General features: G+C 72.0%; 15 protein-coding genes, 2 tRNA genes and 1 other RNA gene. 9 read left to right on the top strand and 9 right to left on the bottom strand.

What is annotated here, in order from left to right; translation table 11 throughout:
* Entirely contained in the window at window positions 1-3,003 is a 3,003-nt protein-coding gene (locus H488_RS29250) for a pyruvate dehydrogenase (acetyl-transferring), homodimeric type (RefSeq protein WP_081615785.1), read from the bottom strand.
* A 453-nt stretch (window positions 3,004-3,456) separates the two neighbouring features.
* On the opposite strand from H488_RS29250, the gene H488_RS29245 reads away from it, so the two are divergent.
* The 4 genes from H488_RS29245 (at window position 3,457) to H488_RS29230 (ending at window position 5,507) form a co-directional block, all read left to right on the top strand.
* Complete coding sequence (locus tag H488_RS29245; RefSeq protein WP_017833737.1) at window positions 3,457-3,873, top strand: DUF3052 domain-containing protein; 417 nt, start codon at window positions 3,457-3,459, stop codon at window positions 3,871-3,873.
* Window positions 3,874-3,908: 35 nt separating this feature from the next.
* The gene (locus tag H488_RS29240) at window positions 3,909-4,367 is read left to right on the top strand and encodes a peroxiredoxin (protein WP_017833736.1); all 459 of its coding nucleotides are present in this window, start codon (window positions 3,909-3,911) and stop codon (window positions 4,365-4,367) included.
* A gap of 31 nt (window positions 4,368-4,398) precedes the next feature.
* Window positions 4,399-5,301, top strand: a complete 903-nt coding sequence (locus H488_RS29235; RefSeq protein WP_017833735.1) for an NAD-dependent protein deacetylase — start codon at window positions 4,399-4,401, stop codon at window positions 5,299-5,301.
* Window positions 5,302-5,431: 130 nt separating this feature from the next.
* Window positions 5,432-5,507, top strand: a tRNA-Val gene (locus H488_RS29230).
* Window positions 5,508-5,550: 43 nt separating this feature from the next.
* Here the strand turns inward: H488_RS29230 and H488_RS29225 are convergent.
* The gene (locus H488_RS29225) at window positions 5,551-5,835 is read right to left on the bottom strand and encodes a hypothetical protein (protein ID WP_017833734.1); all 285 of its coding nucleotides are present in this window, start codon (window positions 5,833-5,835) and stop codon (window positions 5,551-5,553) included.
* A 190-nt stretch (window positions 5,836-6,025) separates the two neighbouring features.
* Between H488_RS29225 and gndA the strand changes: the two genes are divergently transcribed.
* Window positions 6,026-7,483: an NADP-dependent phosphogluconate dehydrogenase gene (gene gndA, locus H488_RS29220; RefSeq protein WP_031283136.1), complete on the top strand. Its 1,458-nt coding sequence runs from the start codon at window positions 6,026-6,028 to the stop codon at window positions 7,481-7,483.
* A 73-nt stretch (window positions 7,484-7,556) separates the two neighbouring features.
* Here gndA and epsC read toward each other — a convergent pair whose 3' ends face one another.
* From epsC to msrA, 3 genes are all read right to left on the bottom strand, one after another.
* Complete coding sequence (gene epsC / locus H488_RS29215; RefSeq protein ID WP_017833732.1) at window positions 7,557-8,141, bottom strand: serine O-acetyltransferase EpsC; 585 nt, start codon at window positions 8,139-8,141, stop codon at window positions 7,557-7,559.
* Window positions 8,142-8,299: 158 nt separating this feature from the next.
* The gene (gene cysK, locus H488_RS29210; protein WP_017833731.1) at window positions 8,300-9,235 is read right to left on the bottom strand and encodes a cysteine synthase A; all 936 of its coding nucleotides are present in this window, start codon (window positions 9,233-9,235) and stop codon (window positions 8,300-8,302) included.
* Window positions 9,236-9,372: 137 nt separating this feature from the next.
* Entirely contained in the window at window positions 9,373-9,969 is a 597-nt protein-coding gene (msrA, locus tag H488_RS29205; RefSeq protein ID WP_017833730.1) for a peptide-methionine (S)-S-oxide reductase MsrA, read from the bottom strand.
* A 104-nt stretch (window positions 9,970-10,073) separates the two neighbouring features.
* Here msrA and H488_RS29200 point away from each other — a divergent pair, with 104 nt between their 5' ends.
* Window positions 10,074-11,033 carry a Nif3-like dinuclear metal center hexameric protein gene (locus H488_RS29200; RefSeq protein ID WP_017833729.1) on the top strand — a complete coding sequence of 320 codons (960 nt, stop codon included), beginning with the start codon at window positions 10,074-10,076 and terminating at the stop codon, window positions 11,031-11,033.
* Window positions 11,030-11,764 (top strand): zinc ribbon domain-containing protein, encoded by a 735-nt coding sequence (locus H488_RS29195; protein WP_017833728.1) that lies wholly within the window; start codon window positions 11,030-11,032, stop codon window positions 11,762-11,764. Before H488_RS29200 ends, H488_RS29195 begins: the two co-directional genes overlap by 4 nt.
* A 48-nt stretch (window positions 11,765-11,812) precedes the next feature.
* Here the strand turns inward: H488_RS29195 and rnpB are convergent.
* Window positions 11,813-12,206, bottom strand: an RNA gene (gene rnpB / locus H488_RS36120) — RNase P RNA component class A.
* Between the two features lie 69 nt (window positions 12,207-12,275).
* Between rnpB and H488_RS29190 the strand changes: the two genes are divergently transcribed.
* The gene (locus H488_RS29190) at window positions 12,276-13,049 is read left to right on the top strand and encodes a YaaA family protein (RefSeq protein ID WP_017833727.1); all 774 of its coding nucleotides are present in this window, start codon (window positions 12,276-12,278) and stop codon (window positions 13,047-13,049) included.
* Between the two features lie 18 nt (window positions 13,050-13,067).
* Here H488_RS29190 and def read toward each other — a convergent pair whose 3' ends face one another.
* From def to orn, 3 genes are all read right to left on the bottom strand, one after another.
* The gene (gene def / locus H488_RS29185; RefSeq protein WP_017833726.1) at window positions 13,068-13,640 is read right to left on the bottom strand and encodes a peptide deformylase; all 573 of its coding nucleotides are present in this window, start codon (window positions 13,638-13,640) and stop codon (window positions 13,068-13,070) included.
* Between the two features lie 98 nt (window positions 13,641-13,738).
* Window positions 13,739-13,812 (bottom strand) — tRNA-His (locus H488_RS29180).
* 130 nt (window positions 13,813-13,942) lie between these two features.
* Entirely contained in the window at window positions 13,943-14,560 is a 618-nt protein-coding gene (gene orn / locus H488_RS29175; protein ID WP_109244277.1) for an oligoribonuclease, read from the bottom strand.
* A 156-nt stretch (window positions 14,561-14,716) separates the two neighbouring features.
* Here orn and mptB point away from each other — a divergent pair.
* The coding region (gene mptB / locus H488_RS29170) for a polyprenol phosphomannose-dependent alpha 1,6 mannosyltransferase MptB (RefSeq protein ID WP_017833724.1) at window positions 14,717-15,561 on the top strand (845 nt) is incomplete at its 3' end.

The following is a 15,561-nucleotide window of genomic DNA, read 5'->3' as shown; positions in this document are numbered from 1 at the left end:
TCAGGCGTCGCCGCCGGCGTTGCCGGAGGTGCCGGCGGTGACGTCCTTGAGCGAGTACTTCTCGATCGCCTCGCCGGGAGCGCGCCAGTCGACCTCGCCGCGCTTGGCGAGCATCTCCAGGGCGCGGACCACCATCGAGTGGGAGTCGATCTTGAAGAACCGGCGGGCGCCGGCGCGGGTGTCCGAGAAGCCGAAGCTGTCGGCGCCCAGGGACGCGAACTCGTTCGGGACGAACTGGCGGATCTTGTCCGGCAGGTCCGCGCTGAAGTCCGAGACGGCCACGACCGGGCCCGTGGCCCCGGCCAGCTGCTGGGCCACGAACGGGGTCCGCGTCCCGTCGCCGGGGTTGAGGAACGCCTCCTTCTCGGCGGCCAGGCCGTCGCGGCGCAGCTCGACCCACGAGGTCACCGACCACACGTCGGCGGAGACGCCCCAGTCCTCGGCGAGCAGCTTCTGCGCCTCGAGCGCCCACGGCACGGCCACGCCGGAGGCGAGCAGCTGCGCCCGGGGCCCCTCGTTCTCGGCGGGCTTGAGCAGGTAGATGCCCTTGAGGATGCCCTCGACGTCGACGTCCTCCGGCTCGGCCGGCTGCTGGTACGGCTCGTTGTAGACCGTCACGTAGTACATGACGTTGTGGTCCTCGTCGCCCGTGCCGTACATGTGCTCGAGGCCGCGCCGGACGATGTGGGCGATCTCGTAGCCGTACGCGGGGTCGTAGTGGATGACCGCCGGGTTGGTCGCGGCCAGCAGCGGCGAGTGGCCGTCGGCGTGCTGGAGGCCCTCGCCGGTGAGCGTGGTGCGCCCGGCGGTGGCCCCGATGATGAACCCGCGGGTCATCTGGTCGGCGGCGGCCCAGANGCCGTCGGCGTGCTGGAGGCCCTCGCCGGTGAGCGTGGTGCGCCCGGCGGTGGCCCCGATGATGAACCCGCGGGTCATCTGGTCGGCGGCGGCCCAGAAGGAGTCGCCGGTGCGCTGGAAGCCGAACATCGAGTAGAAGATGTAGACCGGCACCATGGGCTCGCCGTGGGTGGCGTAGGCGGTGCCTGCGGCGGTGAACGCCGCCACGGAGCCGGCCTCGTTGATCCCCGCGTGCAGGATCTGGCCCTGTGGGGACTCCTTGTAGGCGAGCATCAGCTCGCGGTCCACGGAGAGGTAGTTCTGCCCGTTGGGGTTGTAGATCTTCGCCGTGGGGAAGAACGAGTCCATGCCGAAGGTGCGGGCCTCGTCGGGGACGATGGGCACGATCCGGTGGCCGAANGGGTTGTAGATCTTCGCCGTGGGGAAGAACGAGTCCATGCCGAAGGTGCGGGCCTCGTCGGGGACGATGGGCACGATCCGGTGGCCGAACTCCTTCTCCCGCAGGAGGTCCTTCAGGATGCGCACGAAGGCCATGGTGGTGGCGGCCATCTGCTTGCCGGAGCCCTTCTTCGCGGACTTGTACGCGGCGTCCGTGGGCAGCGTGATCTCCTGCTGCTCGTGCGGGCGGTCGGGGACGAAGCCGCCGAGCTCCTTGCGGCGCTCCAGCAGGTACTTGACCTCCGGCGAGTCCTTGCCGGGGTGGTAGTAGGGCGCGCCGTAGAGGTCGCTCTCCAGCTCCTCGTCCGAGATGGGGATGCGCAGGTGGTCGCGGAAGGCCTTGAGGTCCTCCAGGGTCAGCTTCTTCATCTGGTGGGTCGCGTTGCGCGCCTCGAAGTGGCTGCCCAGGCCGTAGCCCTTCACGCCCTGCGCCAGGACCACGGTCGGCTGGCCCTCGTGCTCGGTCGCGGCCTTGTAGGCGGCGTAGACCTTGTGGTAGTCGTGGGCGCCGCGCTTGAGCTCCCAGATCTCGTCGTCGGTCATGTCCGCGACGAGCTCCTTGGTGGCCGGGGACTTGCCGAAGAAGTGGTCGCGGATGAACCCGCCGGACTCGGCCTTGTAGGTCTGGAAGTCGCCGTCGAGGGTCTCGTTCATGATCCGGACGAGCTCGCCGTCCTCGTCCTTGGCGAGCAGCTCGTCCCACTCGCGGCCCCACAGCACCTTGACCACGTTCCAGCCGGCGCCGCGGAAGAAGGCCTCGAGCTCCTGGACGATCTTGCCGTTGCCGCGCACCGGCCCNACCACGTTCCAGCCGGCGCCGCGGAAGAAGGCCTCGAGCTCCTGGACGATCTTGCCGTTGCCGCGCACCGGCCCGTCCAGGCGCTGCAGATTGCAGTTGACGACGAACGTGAGGTTGTCGAGCTTGTCGTTGGCGGCCAGCTGCAGCAGGCCGCGCGACTCCGGCTCGTCCATCTCGCCGTCGCCGAGGAACGCCCACACGTGCTGCTCGGAGGTGTCCTTGATCCCGCGGTTGTGCAGGTAGCGGTTGAACTGCGCCTGGTAGATCGCGTTCATCGGCCCGATGCCCATGGACACGGTCGGGAACTGCCAGAAGTCGGGCATGGAGCGGGGGTGCGGGTAGGAGGGCAGCCCGTTCGGGGCCTTCGTCTTCTCCTGCCGGAACCCGTCCAGCTGCTCCTCGGTGAGCCGGCCCTCGAGATAGGCTCGCGCGTAGTTGCCGGGGGCCGAGTGGCCCTGCCAGAACACCTGGTCGCCGCCGCCGGGGTGCTCCGGGCCGCGGAAGAAGTGGTTGAGGCCCACCTCGTAGAGGGTCGCCACACCGGCGTAGGAGGAGATGTGACCGCCCACGCCGATCTCCGGGCGCTGGGCCCGGTGCACCATCACGGCGGCGTTCCAGCGCAGGAACGCACGGTAGCGCCGCTCGATCTCCTCGTCGCCCGGGAACTCCGGCTCCTGGTCCACCGGGATCGAGTTCACGTAGTCCGTGGTGGTGACCATCGGCACGCCCACGCTCTTCGCGCCGGCGTGCTGGAGGAGGGCGCGCATGATGTACTGCGCCCGTTCCGTGCCCTGCGTCTCGATCAGGCCCTCGAAGGACTCGATCCACTCCCGGGTCTCCTCGGTGTCGGAGTCCTTCAGGTTGTTGGTCAAGCCACTGAGAATGTGGTGGTTGCTGGATGAAGGCACGTTCAACCTCTCTTCGTCGAGTTGCCCGACGGATCCCGGGCGGGTGCGCGCGCGAGGGCGCGGCCGGGACGTCCGACAGTCTCAAAATACCCGTTGCCCGTTCCGCTGTCCGAACGCCACCCGGAAGGGGCGGACGTCCGGGAACCGGGCCCGTTGTGCGGATCGCGCCGCCGGGGCCGTCTCGGGCGTACGGGGTGTCTGTGGGGACCATGCTTCCACACCCGGGGCGGGCCGTCACACGGCGTGTCAGCCCACGCGTCACCCCCATGATTCGGAGGCGCTCACCGTGCGGGAGCTTGAAAGAGTCCCTGATCCGGTGTTGTCTGGACGGTGAAGCCGGTATCCGGCCCGCCACCGTGCCCCCGCGGTCCGCCGACGGGCAGGCGGAGCCCAGCACCGGTACGCAGTGCGTGGTCGTCGTTCGTCGGCCCGATCCCAGAAGGAGCAAGAACAGTGAGCGAGGCCAAGACCACCGCGGGTGACGCGGTAGTCCAGCTCGGTTTCAAGGATGGCGACTACATCCAGGAGTTCGGATACGACGAGGACGTCGACCTCGACCTGAGGGACGGCATCGAGGAAGTGATCGGGTCGGACCTGCTGGACGAGGACGACCAGGAGGTCGTCGACGCGGTGCTCCTCTGGTTCCGCGAGGGTGACGGTGATCTCGTCGACACGCTGGTGGACGTCACCACCACCCTGGACGAGGGCGGCGTGGTGTGGGTGCTGACCCCCAAGGCGGGCCGCGACGGCTACGTGCCGCCCGCGGAGGTCCAGGAGGCCGCGCCCACGGCGGGCCTGCACGTGACCACGACCGCACGCGTCAGCGCGGACTGGGCCGCGACCCGGCTCATGCCCAAGCGCAACGTCTGACCGGGCGTCCCGGACCCCAGCGGAGGAGACCACGCATGCTCGAGATCGGCGCGCCCGCCCCGGACTTCACCCTCAAGAACCAGTTCGGCGAGCCGGTGACCCTGAGCGCCCTCCGCGGCCGCCCCGTGGCGATCGTGTTCTACCCGTTCGCGTTCTCCGGGGTCTGCACCGGCGAGCTGTGCCGGCTCCAGGACAGCCTCTCCGTGTTCGACGACGCCGGGGTGAAGCTGCTCGCGGTGTCCGTGGACTCGAAGTACACGCTGCGGGCGTTCGCACGGGAGGAGTCCTTCGACTTCGATCTGCTGTCCGACTTCTGGCCCCACGGGGAGGTGGCCCAGCGCTACGGGGTGTTCGACCCGGTGGCCGGTCTGGCGGAGCGGGCCACCTTCGTGCTGGACGCGCAGGGCGTCGTCGTCGACGCCTTCCGGTCGGAGCGCGGCACGCCGCGGGAGCTCGAGGCCTACCGCACCGCCCTCACCAAGCTGCACGGCTGAGCCCGGCCGGCCCGGTCCCCAGCGAGCAGCGATGCCCACCGTCCGCGCCGGCTACGGCGCCCCCGAGCACCCCGACCAGTTCCCGGACCCCGACGCCGCCGGGCTCGAGGCGGGGCTGGCCGGTGCGGCCGCCCTGCTGGGCGGGCGGCGGACCGCCGTCCTGACGGGCGCGGGCATCAGCACGGAGTCCGGGATCCCGGACTACCGCGGCCCCGGCTCCACTCCCCGCACCCCCATGACCTTCGACGAGTTCATGGGCAGCGCCGCCATGCGCAGCCACTACTGGGCGCGCAACCAGTACGGGTGGCGCCACCTGGCGCGGGCCCGGCCCAACGCCGGGCACGCGGCCCTGGCCCGGCTCGAGGAGTGGGGGTCCGTCACGGGCGTGGTCACCCAGAACATCGACCGCCTGCACCAGGCCGCGGGGTCCCTCAACGTCGTGGACCTGCACGGGCGCTACACGCAGGTCGGGTGCATGCGCTGCGCCACCCGCATCCCCCGGGCGGTGCTCTCAGACCTGTTCGACGAGCTCAACCCCGGCTTCTACGACTCGATCTCGTCCCCGGACGACATCGACTTCGCCCCGGACGCCGACGCGGTGGTGCCGCGAACGGCCGGGTTCCGGGTGCCGGACTGCCCGGTCTGCGGCGGGGTCCTGAAGCCCGACGTCGTGTTCTTCGGGGAGAACGCGCCCCGGCACCGGGTGCTGCGCGCGCTGCGCATGGTGGACGCCGCCGACGCCCTGCTGGTCGTGGGCTCGTCCCTGACCGTGAACTCGGGGCGCCGCTTCGTCCGGCACGCGGTGCGCGCCGACGTGCCCGTGGTGATCGTCAACCACGGGCGCACCCGGGGGGACGCCGCGGCGCGGCTGAAGGTCGACGCGTCCGCGACCGCCTTCCTGGTGGGGCTCGAGCAGCGACTCGCCCGGCCGTAGGGCGGACCGCGAATATGGCGAACGTCACGCCGGGCCGGGCCCGCACCCGGTCGGCACCGGTGCGCCCCGGCGGGTAGCCTGTTCGGGAACCGGGTGCCGGCGGTTGCGAAAACCGCCCACCCGGTTGTCAGGGTCTTTAGCTCAGCTGGTAGAGCGCCACGTTTACACCGTGGATGTCATCGGTTCGATCCCGGTAGGACCCACCACGAGCTGGTCGGCACCGCCCGCGGGAGCCGGCGCGGAGCGCGGTCAGCGGAAGTAAACCTGTTTGTTCCCGGGCCGGGTGCACAGGACCACGATGCTGCCTGTGCGATCGGCCTTCCGGGCCCGCGCCGCGTAGCTGGAGGCCGTGCCCCCGCACAGCCGCGACGCCCCCTCGGTGACCTGGGCGATCGTCGCCTCATCGAGCACCACTTTGGTGCCGAGGACCAGGTCGACACTGCCCTCGGCGGCCGCCGCAGGTGCGAGCCCGGCGCCCGACCACAGTGCGGCACCGGCCACGGCCACCGTCAGTGCGCTCTTCCACGCGTCCATCCCGGCCCCCCGGCTCGTCGTGTTCCAGCACTAATGTAAATGTAGGAGCCTCCGGGGGCGAACGGAGATTGTGACGGGGCTCGTTTTCCGGATGTCGCCGTCGGCCCTCCCAGGCCCTCCTTCCCTTGGGGATCGCGGCAACAAGTGCGCACCGGACGGAGCGCCCTCCCGGAGTTTGTAGGCTGGGGGCATGGCAGCAGAACAGAAAGCTCAGATCGGGGTCACCGGCCTCGCGGTCATGGGCGCGAACCTCGCCCGCAACTTCGCCCGGCACGGTTACACCGTCGCCCTCCACAACCGCTCGGTCGAGAAGACCGACGCCCTGCTCGACGCCCACGGCGACGAGGGGACGTTCATCCGCACGGAGACCCTCCAGGAACTCGTGGACGCCCTCGAGACCCCCCGCCGCATCCTCGTGATGGTCAAGGCCGGCGCCCCCGTGGACGCCGTCATCGAGCAGCTCGTGCCGCTGCTCGAGAAGGACGACATCATCATCGACGGCGGCAACTCCTACTTCCAGGACACCCGGCGCCGCGAGCGCGAGCTCGCCGAGAAGGGCCTGGACTTCGTGGGCATCGGCGTCTCGGGCGGTGAGGAGGGCGCCCTGCTCGGGCCCTCCATCATGCCCGGCGGACCCCGCAAGTCCTACGACTCCCTCGGCCCCCTCCTCGAGGACATCGCGGCCAAGGCGGAGGACGGCACGCCGTGCTGCGCCTGGATCGACACGGACGGCGCCGGCCACTTCGTGAAGATGGTGCACAACGGCATCGAGTACGCCGACATGCAGGTCATCGGCGAGGCGCACGAGCTGCTGCGCTCCGTCGCCGGGCTCGAGCCGGCCGAGCAGGCCGACGTCTTCGAGCAGTGGAACCGCACCGAGCTGGCCTCCTACCTCATCGAGATCACCGCGCACGTGCTGCGCCAGGTCGACGCCCGCACGGACCAGCCCCTCATCGACGTGATCGTGGACGCCGCGGGGCAGAAGGGCACCGGCCGCTGGACCGTCCAGGAGGCCCTCGAGCTCGGCTCCCCGGTCACCGCGATCGCCGAGTCCGTCTTCGCCCGGGCCCTGTCCTCCGCCGAGCCGGAGATGCGCCTCGAGGCGCAGCGCGTGCTGCCCGCCGGCATCGGCGGCACCACCGAGGACGTCGTGCACGACCCCGAGTTCGTGGAGGACGTGCGCAAGGCCCTCTACGCCTCGAAGCTGGTCAGCTACGCCCAGGGACTCGACATGCTCACCATGGCCGGCCGGGAGTACGGCTGGGACCTGGACCTCGCGACCATCGCGGGCCTGTGGCGGGAGGGCTGCATCATCCGGGCGGAGCTGCTCGAGGTCATCATGGAGGCGTACAAGGGGGACAAGCAGCCGCTGAACCTGCTCTTCGCCCCGGAGTTCGTCGCCGCCGTCGAGGAGGCCCTGCCGTCCTGGCGTCGCGTCGTGGCCCGGGCCGTGGAGCGCGGCATCCCCGCGCCGGTGTTCGCCACCACGCTGAACTACTACGACTCGCTGCGCCGGCCCCGGCTCAACGCGGCCCTGACGCAGGGGCTGCGCGACTTCTTCGGCGCCCACACCTACCGGCGCACCGACGACGCCGAGGGCACCTACCACACCCTGTGGAGCGGGGACCGCTCCGAGGTCGTCTCCTGACCCGGACCCCGCACGACGCCGGCCGGCCGTCCCCGTCCCGGGGGCGGCCGGCCGGCGTCGCAGCGGGGCAGGGTCAGATCCACATCGCAGGGTCGATGTAGCTGGAGGGGTCCACGAGGGGCTGCTGCTTCTCGGGGGTCCGCGGGCGGACCTTGCCGGGGATCCCGGTCACGATCGAGTCCTCCGGCACGTCCTTGACCACCACGGCGTTGGCGCCCACGGCGGAGTCGGCGCCGATCTCCACGGGGCCCAGGATCTTCGCCCCGGCGCCGATCACCACGCGGTCGCCCACGGTGGGGTGCCGCTTGACCTTCTCCAGGGAGCGCCCGCCCAGGGTCACCCCGTGGTAGATCATCACGTCCTCGCCGATCTCCGCGGTCTCCCCGATGACCACGCCCATGCCGTGGTCGATGAAGAAGCGGCGCCCGATGGTCGCCCCCGGGTGGATCTCGACGCCCGTGAGGAAGCGGCCGAGCTGGGAGACCGTGCGGGCCAGCAGCCGCCGGTCGGGGTGCTGCCACAGCCGGTGGGACAGGCGGTGGACCCAGATGGCGTGCAGACCCGAGTAGTTCAGGGCGATCTCCACCCTGGACCGCGCGGCCGGGTCGTGCGTCCGGGCCGTCTGCAGGTCCTCGGCGAGTCTGCTCCAAAAACTCACGGTCTTCCTCTGTTCTTCCGGGGGCGGGGGTCCTGGCCCGCCGGGACCGGCGGGACGTGCTGGGGCGCGGACGGGAACGATCCGCCCACCACCGGGAGCAACGTCACCGGCAGGCGGCGCTATTCCCGGCGGGGACGGGTCGTGGTCAGCGGCGCGGCTCAGCCCCGGATGTCCTCGTAGAGCAGGGTGGAGATGTAGCGCTCGCCGAAGTCGCACACGATGGCGACGATCAGCTTGTCCCGGTTCTCCTCCTTGGCCGCCTCCTGCAGGGCGGCCCACACGATGGCGCCCGAGGAGATCCCGCCGAGGATGCCCTCCTTGGTGCCCAGTTCGCGGGCGACCCGCACGGAGTCCTCGACCGTCACGTCGTAGACGTCGTCGTAGATCTCGCGGTCCAGGATGTCGGGGATGAAGTTCGCGCCGAGGCCCTGGATCTTGTGCGGACCGGCCTTGCCCTCGGTGAGCAGGGGCGAGTCGGCGGGCTCGACGACGACGAGGCGCACGTCCGGCTTCTGCTCGCGCAGGTAGCGGCCCGCGCCCGTGATGGTGCCTCCGGTGCCCACGCCGGAGATGAACACGTCGACCTGGCCGTCGGTGTCCTCCCAGATCTCCGGGCCCGTGGTCGCGTAGTGGATGGCCGGGTTGGCCTCGTTGGCGAACTGGCTGGCGAGAACCGCGTTGTCGGTCGTGTCGACGATCTCCTGGGCCTTCTCGACGGCGCCGCGCATGCCCTCCGCACCCGGGGTGAGCACGATCTGGGCGCCGTAGGCGCGGAGCATGACCCGGCGCTCCGTGGACATGGTCTCCGGCATGGTCAGGATGACCTTGTAGCCGCGGGCGGCGCCGACCATGGCCAGCGCGATGCCGGTGTTCCCGGAGGTGCCCTCGACGATCGTGCCGCCCGGCTTCAGCTGGCCGGACTTCTCGGCGGCGTCGATGATGGCCACGCCGATCCGGTCCTTGACGGAGTTCGCCGGGTTGTAGAACTCCAGCTTCACGGCGACGTTGCCGGGCAGGCCCTCGTCGAGCCGGTTGAGGTGGACGAGCGGGGTGCGGCCCACGATCTCGGTGACGTCGTTGTAGATCTTCGGCATGTGCGTACCTCGGTTTCTGCGTGGTCGGTTCTCTGTCGGATCTGGGTGCTGCTCGGGTCGTGCTGCGGCCGCCGGCGCTCTGGGGGGCCCGCGGCGGCGCGGTCCTAGCTCAGCCTAGCCAGGCCCCGCAAGCGCTACTACGCGGTAAGCCACGCGGAGTAACGTTTCCGGACCTTCGCCAGCTTGGGGTTGATGATCACCTGGCAGTAGCCGTTCCAGGGCTGCGCGGCGTAGAAGTCCTGGTGCTCGGGCTCCGCCTCCCAGAACGGGCCCAGCGGCTCCAGGGTCGTGACGATCGGCTGGTCCCACGCCGGCTGCGTGCGACGGATCGACTGCTCGAACAGCTCCCGCTGGGCCCCGTCGGCCCAGAACATGGCGGACCGGTACTGGGTGCCCACGTCGTAGCCCTGCCGGTTGAGAGTGGTCGGGTCGTGACCGGTGAAGAACAGGTCCAGGATCACGTCCGCCGGCACCACCGACGGGTCGAAGGTCACGGCGACCGCCTCCGCGTGGCCGGTGGTGCCCGTGCACACCGCGTAGTAGTCGGCGCGTCCGGGGTCGCCGCCGGTGTAGCCGGAGACCACGGAGGTGACGCCCCGGGTGATCCGGTAGACGGCGTCGAGGCACCAGAAGCACCCGCCCGCGAGCACGAACGTCTCGGTCGCGGCGGGGTCCGCCGCGGCGGGGCGGGGATCGGGGGCGGGGCGTGCGTCGTCGTGCGCGGAGAAGGCCATGACCCGTACAACACCGCGCGGCCCGCATCATTCCCGCACCAGCCCCAGGCGCCTCCGCGCCCGCCTCGGCGGCCGGCGCGGAACGGGCTCCTAGACTGGGGCGCATGAGCGAGCAGAGCACGTCCCCGCCCCGGCCCGCCCCCACCCTGTCGGAGGTGCTGCAGACCGTCGAGCGGCTGTGGCCGATGCACCTGCAGGAGCCCTGGGACGCCAGCGGGCTCGTCACCGGCCGCCCCGACCAGCCCGTGCGCCGGATCCTGTTCGCCGTGGACCCCGTGGCCGAGGTCGTCTCCGAGGCCGTGTCCACCGGCGCCGACCTGCTGGTCACCCACCACCCCCTGCTCCTGCGCGGCGTGACGTCCGTGGCCGCCGACGGCTTCAAGGGCGCCGTGGTGCACGAGCTCATCGAGCACCGGTGCGCCCTGCTCGCCTGCCACACCAACGCGGACTCCGCCCCGGACGGCGTCTCGGACGCCGTGGCACGGGCCGCCGGACTCACGACGACGACGCCCCTCGCGCCGCACCCCGCCGATCCGGCCGTGGGCATCGGGCGCGTGGGGGACCTGGCGCGGCCCGTGCGCCTGCGGGAGCTGGCCCGGCGCCTGGCCGACGCCGTGCCGCCCACCGCCCACGGGGTCCGGGTGGCCGGGGACCCCGACGCCCTCGTCCGGCGCGTCGCCGTGTGCGGGGGAGCCGGGGACTCGCTCTTCGACGAGGTGCGGTCCTCCGGGGCCGACGTCTACGTGACCGCGGACCTGCGCCACCACCCGGCGTCCGAGGCGCGCGAGGCCGCACTGGGCCCCGGCGCCGGCGGCACCCCGTACCTCGTGGACCTCTCCCACTTCGCGAGCGAGTGGCTGTGGCTGCCCGTGGGCGCCGCCGCGCTGCGGGAGGCGCTCGCGGCGCGCGGCCACGACGTCCAGGTCGACGTCTCCGAGCGGTGCTCCGACCCGTGGGACTTCCGCCTCGACCACCCCGGCCACGACGGGTCCGACCCCGTTCGCTCCGGCCACGACCGTTCCGCCCCCGACCCCGCCGCACCGACCGCAGGAGGACCCGCATGAGCACCGCCACGCCCGAGCAGCAACGAGCCCTGCTGGAGCTCGAGCGGGTGGACGCCCGGCTGCGCCGGATCGCCGCCCGGATCGCGGAGCTGCAGACCGACCCCGAGGTCGCCGCCGCGCTGCAGCTCCGGGCCCGGGCGATCGCCACCGCCAAGGAGCTCGGATCTGCCGAGCAGGACGTCCGGGACCGGCTGGCCGCCGCCGAGCAGAAGGTCGCCCGCGTCCAGGCCTCGATCGAGAAGGACCGTCGGCGCCTCGAGCAGGGCGGCTCCGCCAAGGACCTCATGGGCCTGCAGCACGAGATCGACACCCGCACCCGGCAGCTGGCCGAGGCGGAGGAGGCGGAGCTGGAGGTCATGCAGGAGCTCGAGGACGCCGTGGCGCACCGCGCCCGCATCACGCCGCGGCTCAAGGAGGCCGACGCGGAGGCCCGGCGCCGGGTCGAGGCCCGGGACGCGGAGGGCCGCGCCCTGACGGCCGAGCGGGACGAGCTGGCCGGCACGCGCCCCGCCGCCGCGGAGGGCGTGGGGCACCCCGGGCTGCTGGCACGGTACGAGAAGATCCGAACCGGGCGCGGCACCGACCGGCCGGCGGCCGCGGAGCTGCGGGGCACCGCGTGCGGGTCCTGCGGCACGGCGCTCAGCCCCACGGACGCCGCGACGTTCCGGGCTGCGGCGCCGGACGAGGTGCTCACGTGCCCCGAGTGCGGGGTTCTGCTCGTCCGCTCCTGAGGTTTCACGGTGCCGCTCGTGCACGGAGTGCGCGGTGCGGGGGAGCGGGGGACAGGCCGGCCTGTAAGCCGGGTTCTGTGCGCACGGCCGGTCGCCCGTGCCGTGCCGGTGACCATCCATCTAGGCCCACCGTTGCCGGTGGGCTCGAGCGGCCTACCCGGGTGCTCGGGCGAGCAGCCCTCGGACGCACCCTGTCTGGCCTTGCTCCGGATGGGGTTTACCGAGCCGCGCCGGTCACCCGGCGCGCTGGTGGTCTCTTACACCACCTTTTCACCCTGACCCGCCGCCCGGACGGACCGGGGACGGGCGGTCTGTTCTCTGTGGCACTTTCCTGCGGGTCTCCCCGAGTGGGCGTTGCCCACCATCCTGCTCTGCGGAGCCCGGACTTTCCTCGCGCCGCGACAGCCGGAGCTGCGCGGCCCGCGGTCACCCGGCCGACCTGTCCGAGGCCCATCCTACCCGCCGGTCCGGGGCGCCCGGACCGGCCCGCGGGGTCACTAGACTGCTGCGAGTGCTGATCCTCCTCCCTCCCTCCGAGACCAAGACCGCCCCCGGCGCCGGCGCCCCCGTGGACCCCGCCGTCCTGTCCTTCCCCGAGCTCACCGCCGCCCGGGAGCAGGTCCTCGCCGAGCTGGCCGCGACGAGCGCCCGAGAGGACGCGCTCGAGGTGCTGGGCGTGGGGGAGCGGCTGCGGGGCGAGGTCGAGCGCAACACCCGGCTGGGCGCCGAGCCCGCCGCACCGGCCCTCAGCGTCTACACCGGGGTGCTCTACGACGCCCTCGACCCGGCCGGGATGACCGGGGCGCAGCGGGCCGCCGCAGCAACCTCCCTCGTCGTCGTCTCGGCGCTGTGGGGCGCGGTGCGCCCCGACGACCGGATCCCGGCCTACCGCCTGTCCATGGGTGCCGAGCTGCCGGGGCTCGGCAGGCTCGCGGCGCACTGGAAGCACCACCTGCCCGCGGTGCTGGAGCCGGCGGCCGGGGACGGGCTCGTCGTGGACTGCCGGTCGGCCGCCTACGCGGCGGCGTGGCGGGGTCCCCGGGCCCGGACGGTGGGGGTGAAGGTGGTGCGGGAGCGGAGCGGTAGGCGCCAGATCGTCTCGCACATGGCCAAGCACACCCGCGGCCTGCTGGCCCGGCACCTCGTCGAGCGCGCCGCCTCCGGCGAACGCCTGGAGACGCCGCTGGACCTGCTCTCGGCGGCGCAGGAGCGCTGGCGGGCCGAGCTGACAGAGCCCACGGCCCGGTCGGCGGGCGAGCTCGTCGTCGTGCGCACCGAGGACTGAGTCCGGTGCGCGGACGGATCAGTGGCCGAACGGGTCCTCGTCGACGCCGGGGGTCCAGGTGTGGCCGCCGCGGCCCCAGCCCTCGGCCTTGACCGCCTTCCGGGCCTTGCGGGACCACTTGTCGTTGAGCCGGTCCACGTAGAGCTTGCCGTCCAGGTGGTCGTACTCGTGCTGCATGACGCGGGCGAACCACCCGGTGGCCTCGAAGTCGACCGGACGGCCCTCCACGTCGAAGCCGGCGACCCGGACCCAGTCCGCCCGCTTCAGCGGCCAGCTGTAACCGGGCACGGACAGGCAGCCCTCGGACTCCTCGTCCGGGTCCGGCGCCTCCTGAGAGATCTTCCCCGGCGTCAGCACGGGGTTGACGAGCACCCCGCGCGGCGCCACGTCGTCGTCGTTCTGGAACGTGTAGGTGAAGATCCGCAGCCCCACGCCGATCTGCGGGGCGGCGAGCCCCACGCCGTGGGCGGCGTCCATGGTCTCGTACATGTCCGCCACGAGGGCGCGCAGGTCCTCGTCGAACCGCGCCACCTTGGCTGCGGGACGGTGGAGGACGGGATCGCCGGTGATCACCACGGGACGGACGGCCATGACGCACTTCCTTCGACTTGCCGGGGCCTGCGCCCCTTCGAACCGGTTCGGGAACGACGAAAGGCCGCCCCGAGTCAACGGGACGGCCTTTCACAGTGGGTGAGCGACGGGGGTTGAACCCGCGACCTCCTGGACCACAACCAGGCGCTCTGCCGAACTGAGCTACGCCCACCATGAACGCCCGCCGGAAGACCGTGCTTCCGCTGGGCAACGCATACGAGTGTACCGCATTCCCGGAGGGCTCCGGACCACGCCGGGACCCCCGCCCGTCCGGGCCGGGGTCCCGGCGCCGGACGGGGGACTCAGGCGCCCGTGCGGGACGCGGCGATCTCCGCGGCGATGCCCTTCGCGGTCACCGAGTCCGGCCCCGGCTCGGCGGCGAACACGGCGCGGCGGTAGTACCGCAGCTCGTCGATCGAGTCCCGGATGTCGCCCAGGGCCCGGTGGTTGCCGGTCTTCGGCGGGGCCTGGAAGTAGGCGCGCGGGAACCACCGGCGGGAGAGCTCCTTGATGGTGGAGACGTCGATCACGCGGTAGTGCAGGTGCGCCACGAGCTCCGGCATGTCGCGCACCAGGAACGTGCGGTCCGTGCCCACCGAGTTCCCGCCCAGCGGGGCCTTGCCGGGCTCGGGCACCCACTCCTTGATGTAGGCGAGGACCTGCTCCTGCGCCTGCTCCATCGTCAGACCGGAGGGGAGCTCGTCGAGCAGCTTGGAGGAGGTGTGCATGTTCCGCACGAAGTCCCCCATCTGCGCCAGCGCCGCCTCGCCCGGGCGGATCACGACGTCGACGCCCTCCCCGAGGACGTTCAGCTCGTCGTCCGTGACGAGCGCCGCGACCTCGATCAGGGCGTCGTCCTCGATGGACAGCCCCGTCATCTCGCAGTCGATCCACACAATGCGTCCGTTCGAATTAGCCACCCGGACAATCTACCGTGCCGCCCCGACGCCGCCGGTCGCCGCCGGGACCGGTCGGGGACTCCCCGAGGAGCCGGGGATAGGATCGGGGCGACCACGGGTCCGTGCTGCGCCCAGCCGGGGCGCCCGCAGCCACCGGACGGGCGCATCGGGAGAGCAGTGCAGACCACTTCGACGACGCCGGCGCCGGGCGAGGGACCCGACGGCGTCCGGCCGCCGGCGGATCCCCGGAGCTCGTGGTACGACTCCGACTCGCTCCTGCGGACGGTGCTCATGGGCACGCTCGGGTCGCTCATGCTCCTGGTCGGCTCCCTGGGCGTCGGCTGGCTCGCCTCCGTCTCCCCGCTGCGGCAGGCGCCGGTCATCATCGGCATGCGCTTCACGACCACCGGGGTGATCGTCTCCATCCTCCTGCTCGCCGTGGGCGGGATGCTCCTGATCCGCGAGTGGCTGCGCCTGGGGCAGAAGCTCAACACGTGGGGACCCGGCAGCGGCCGGTGGGTGCTCATCGCCATCGCGGCGTGGGCCGCCCCCATGCTCGTGACGATCCCCCTGTTCAGCCGGGACGTGTACTCCTACATCGGCCAGGGCCGGGTGATGGCCAACGGGCTGAACCCCTACGAGCACGGCGTCTCCACGATCGACAACTTCTTCCAGCTCGGTGCCGACCAGATGTGGTCGGAGTCCCCGCCGCCCTACGGGCCGCTCTTCCTGTGGCTCGAGCAGTTCGTGGTGGCCGTCACCGGCGCGGACCCGGACGCCGGGGTGCTCTGGTTCCGGGGGATGTGCGTGCTCGCCGTGATCGCCTGCATGTGGCTGGTCCCGCGGCTCGCGCGGCTGCACGGCATCAACCCGGCCCGGGCCCTGTGGCTCAGCGTGGCGAACCCCCTGTTCCTCACGAACTTCATCGTCTCCGTGCACAACGACGCCATCATGATCGCCCTCGCCCTCGGCGGCACCTACGCCGCCGCGGTGCACCGCAACTGGAAGGGCGGTCTGCTCGG

This window comes from Kocuria sp. UCD-OTCP (genome assembly GCF_000349605.1).
Classification (GTDB): domain Bacteria; phylum Actinomycetota; class Actinomycetes; order Actinomycetales; family Micrococcaceae; genus Kocuria; species Kocuria rosea.
The sequence above is the reverse complement of the archived record's forward strand: the minus strand, read 5'-3'. Positions and strand labels throughout refer to the sequence as shown.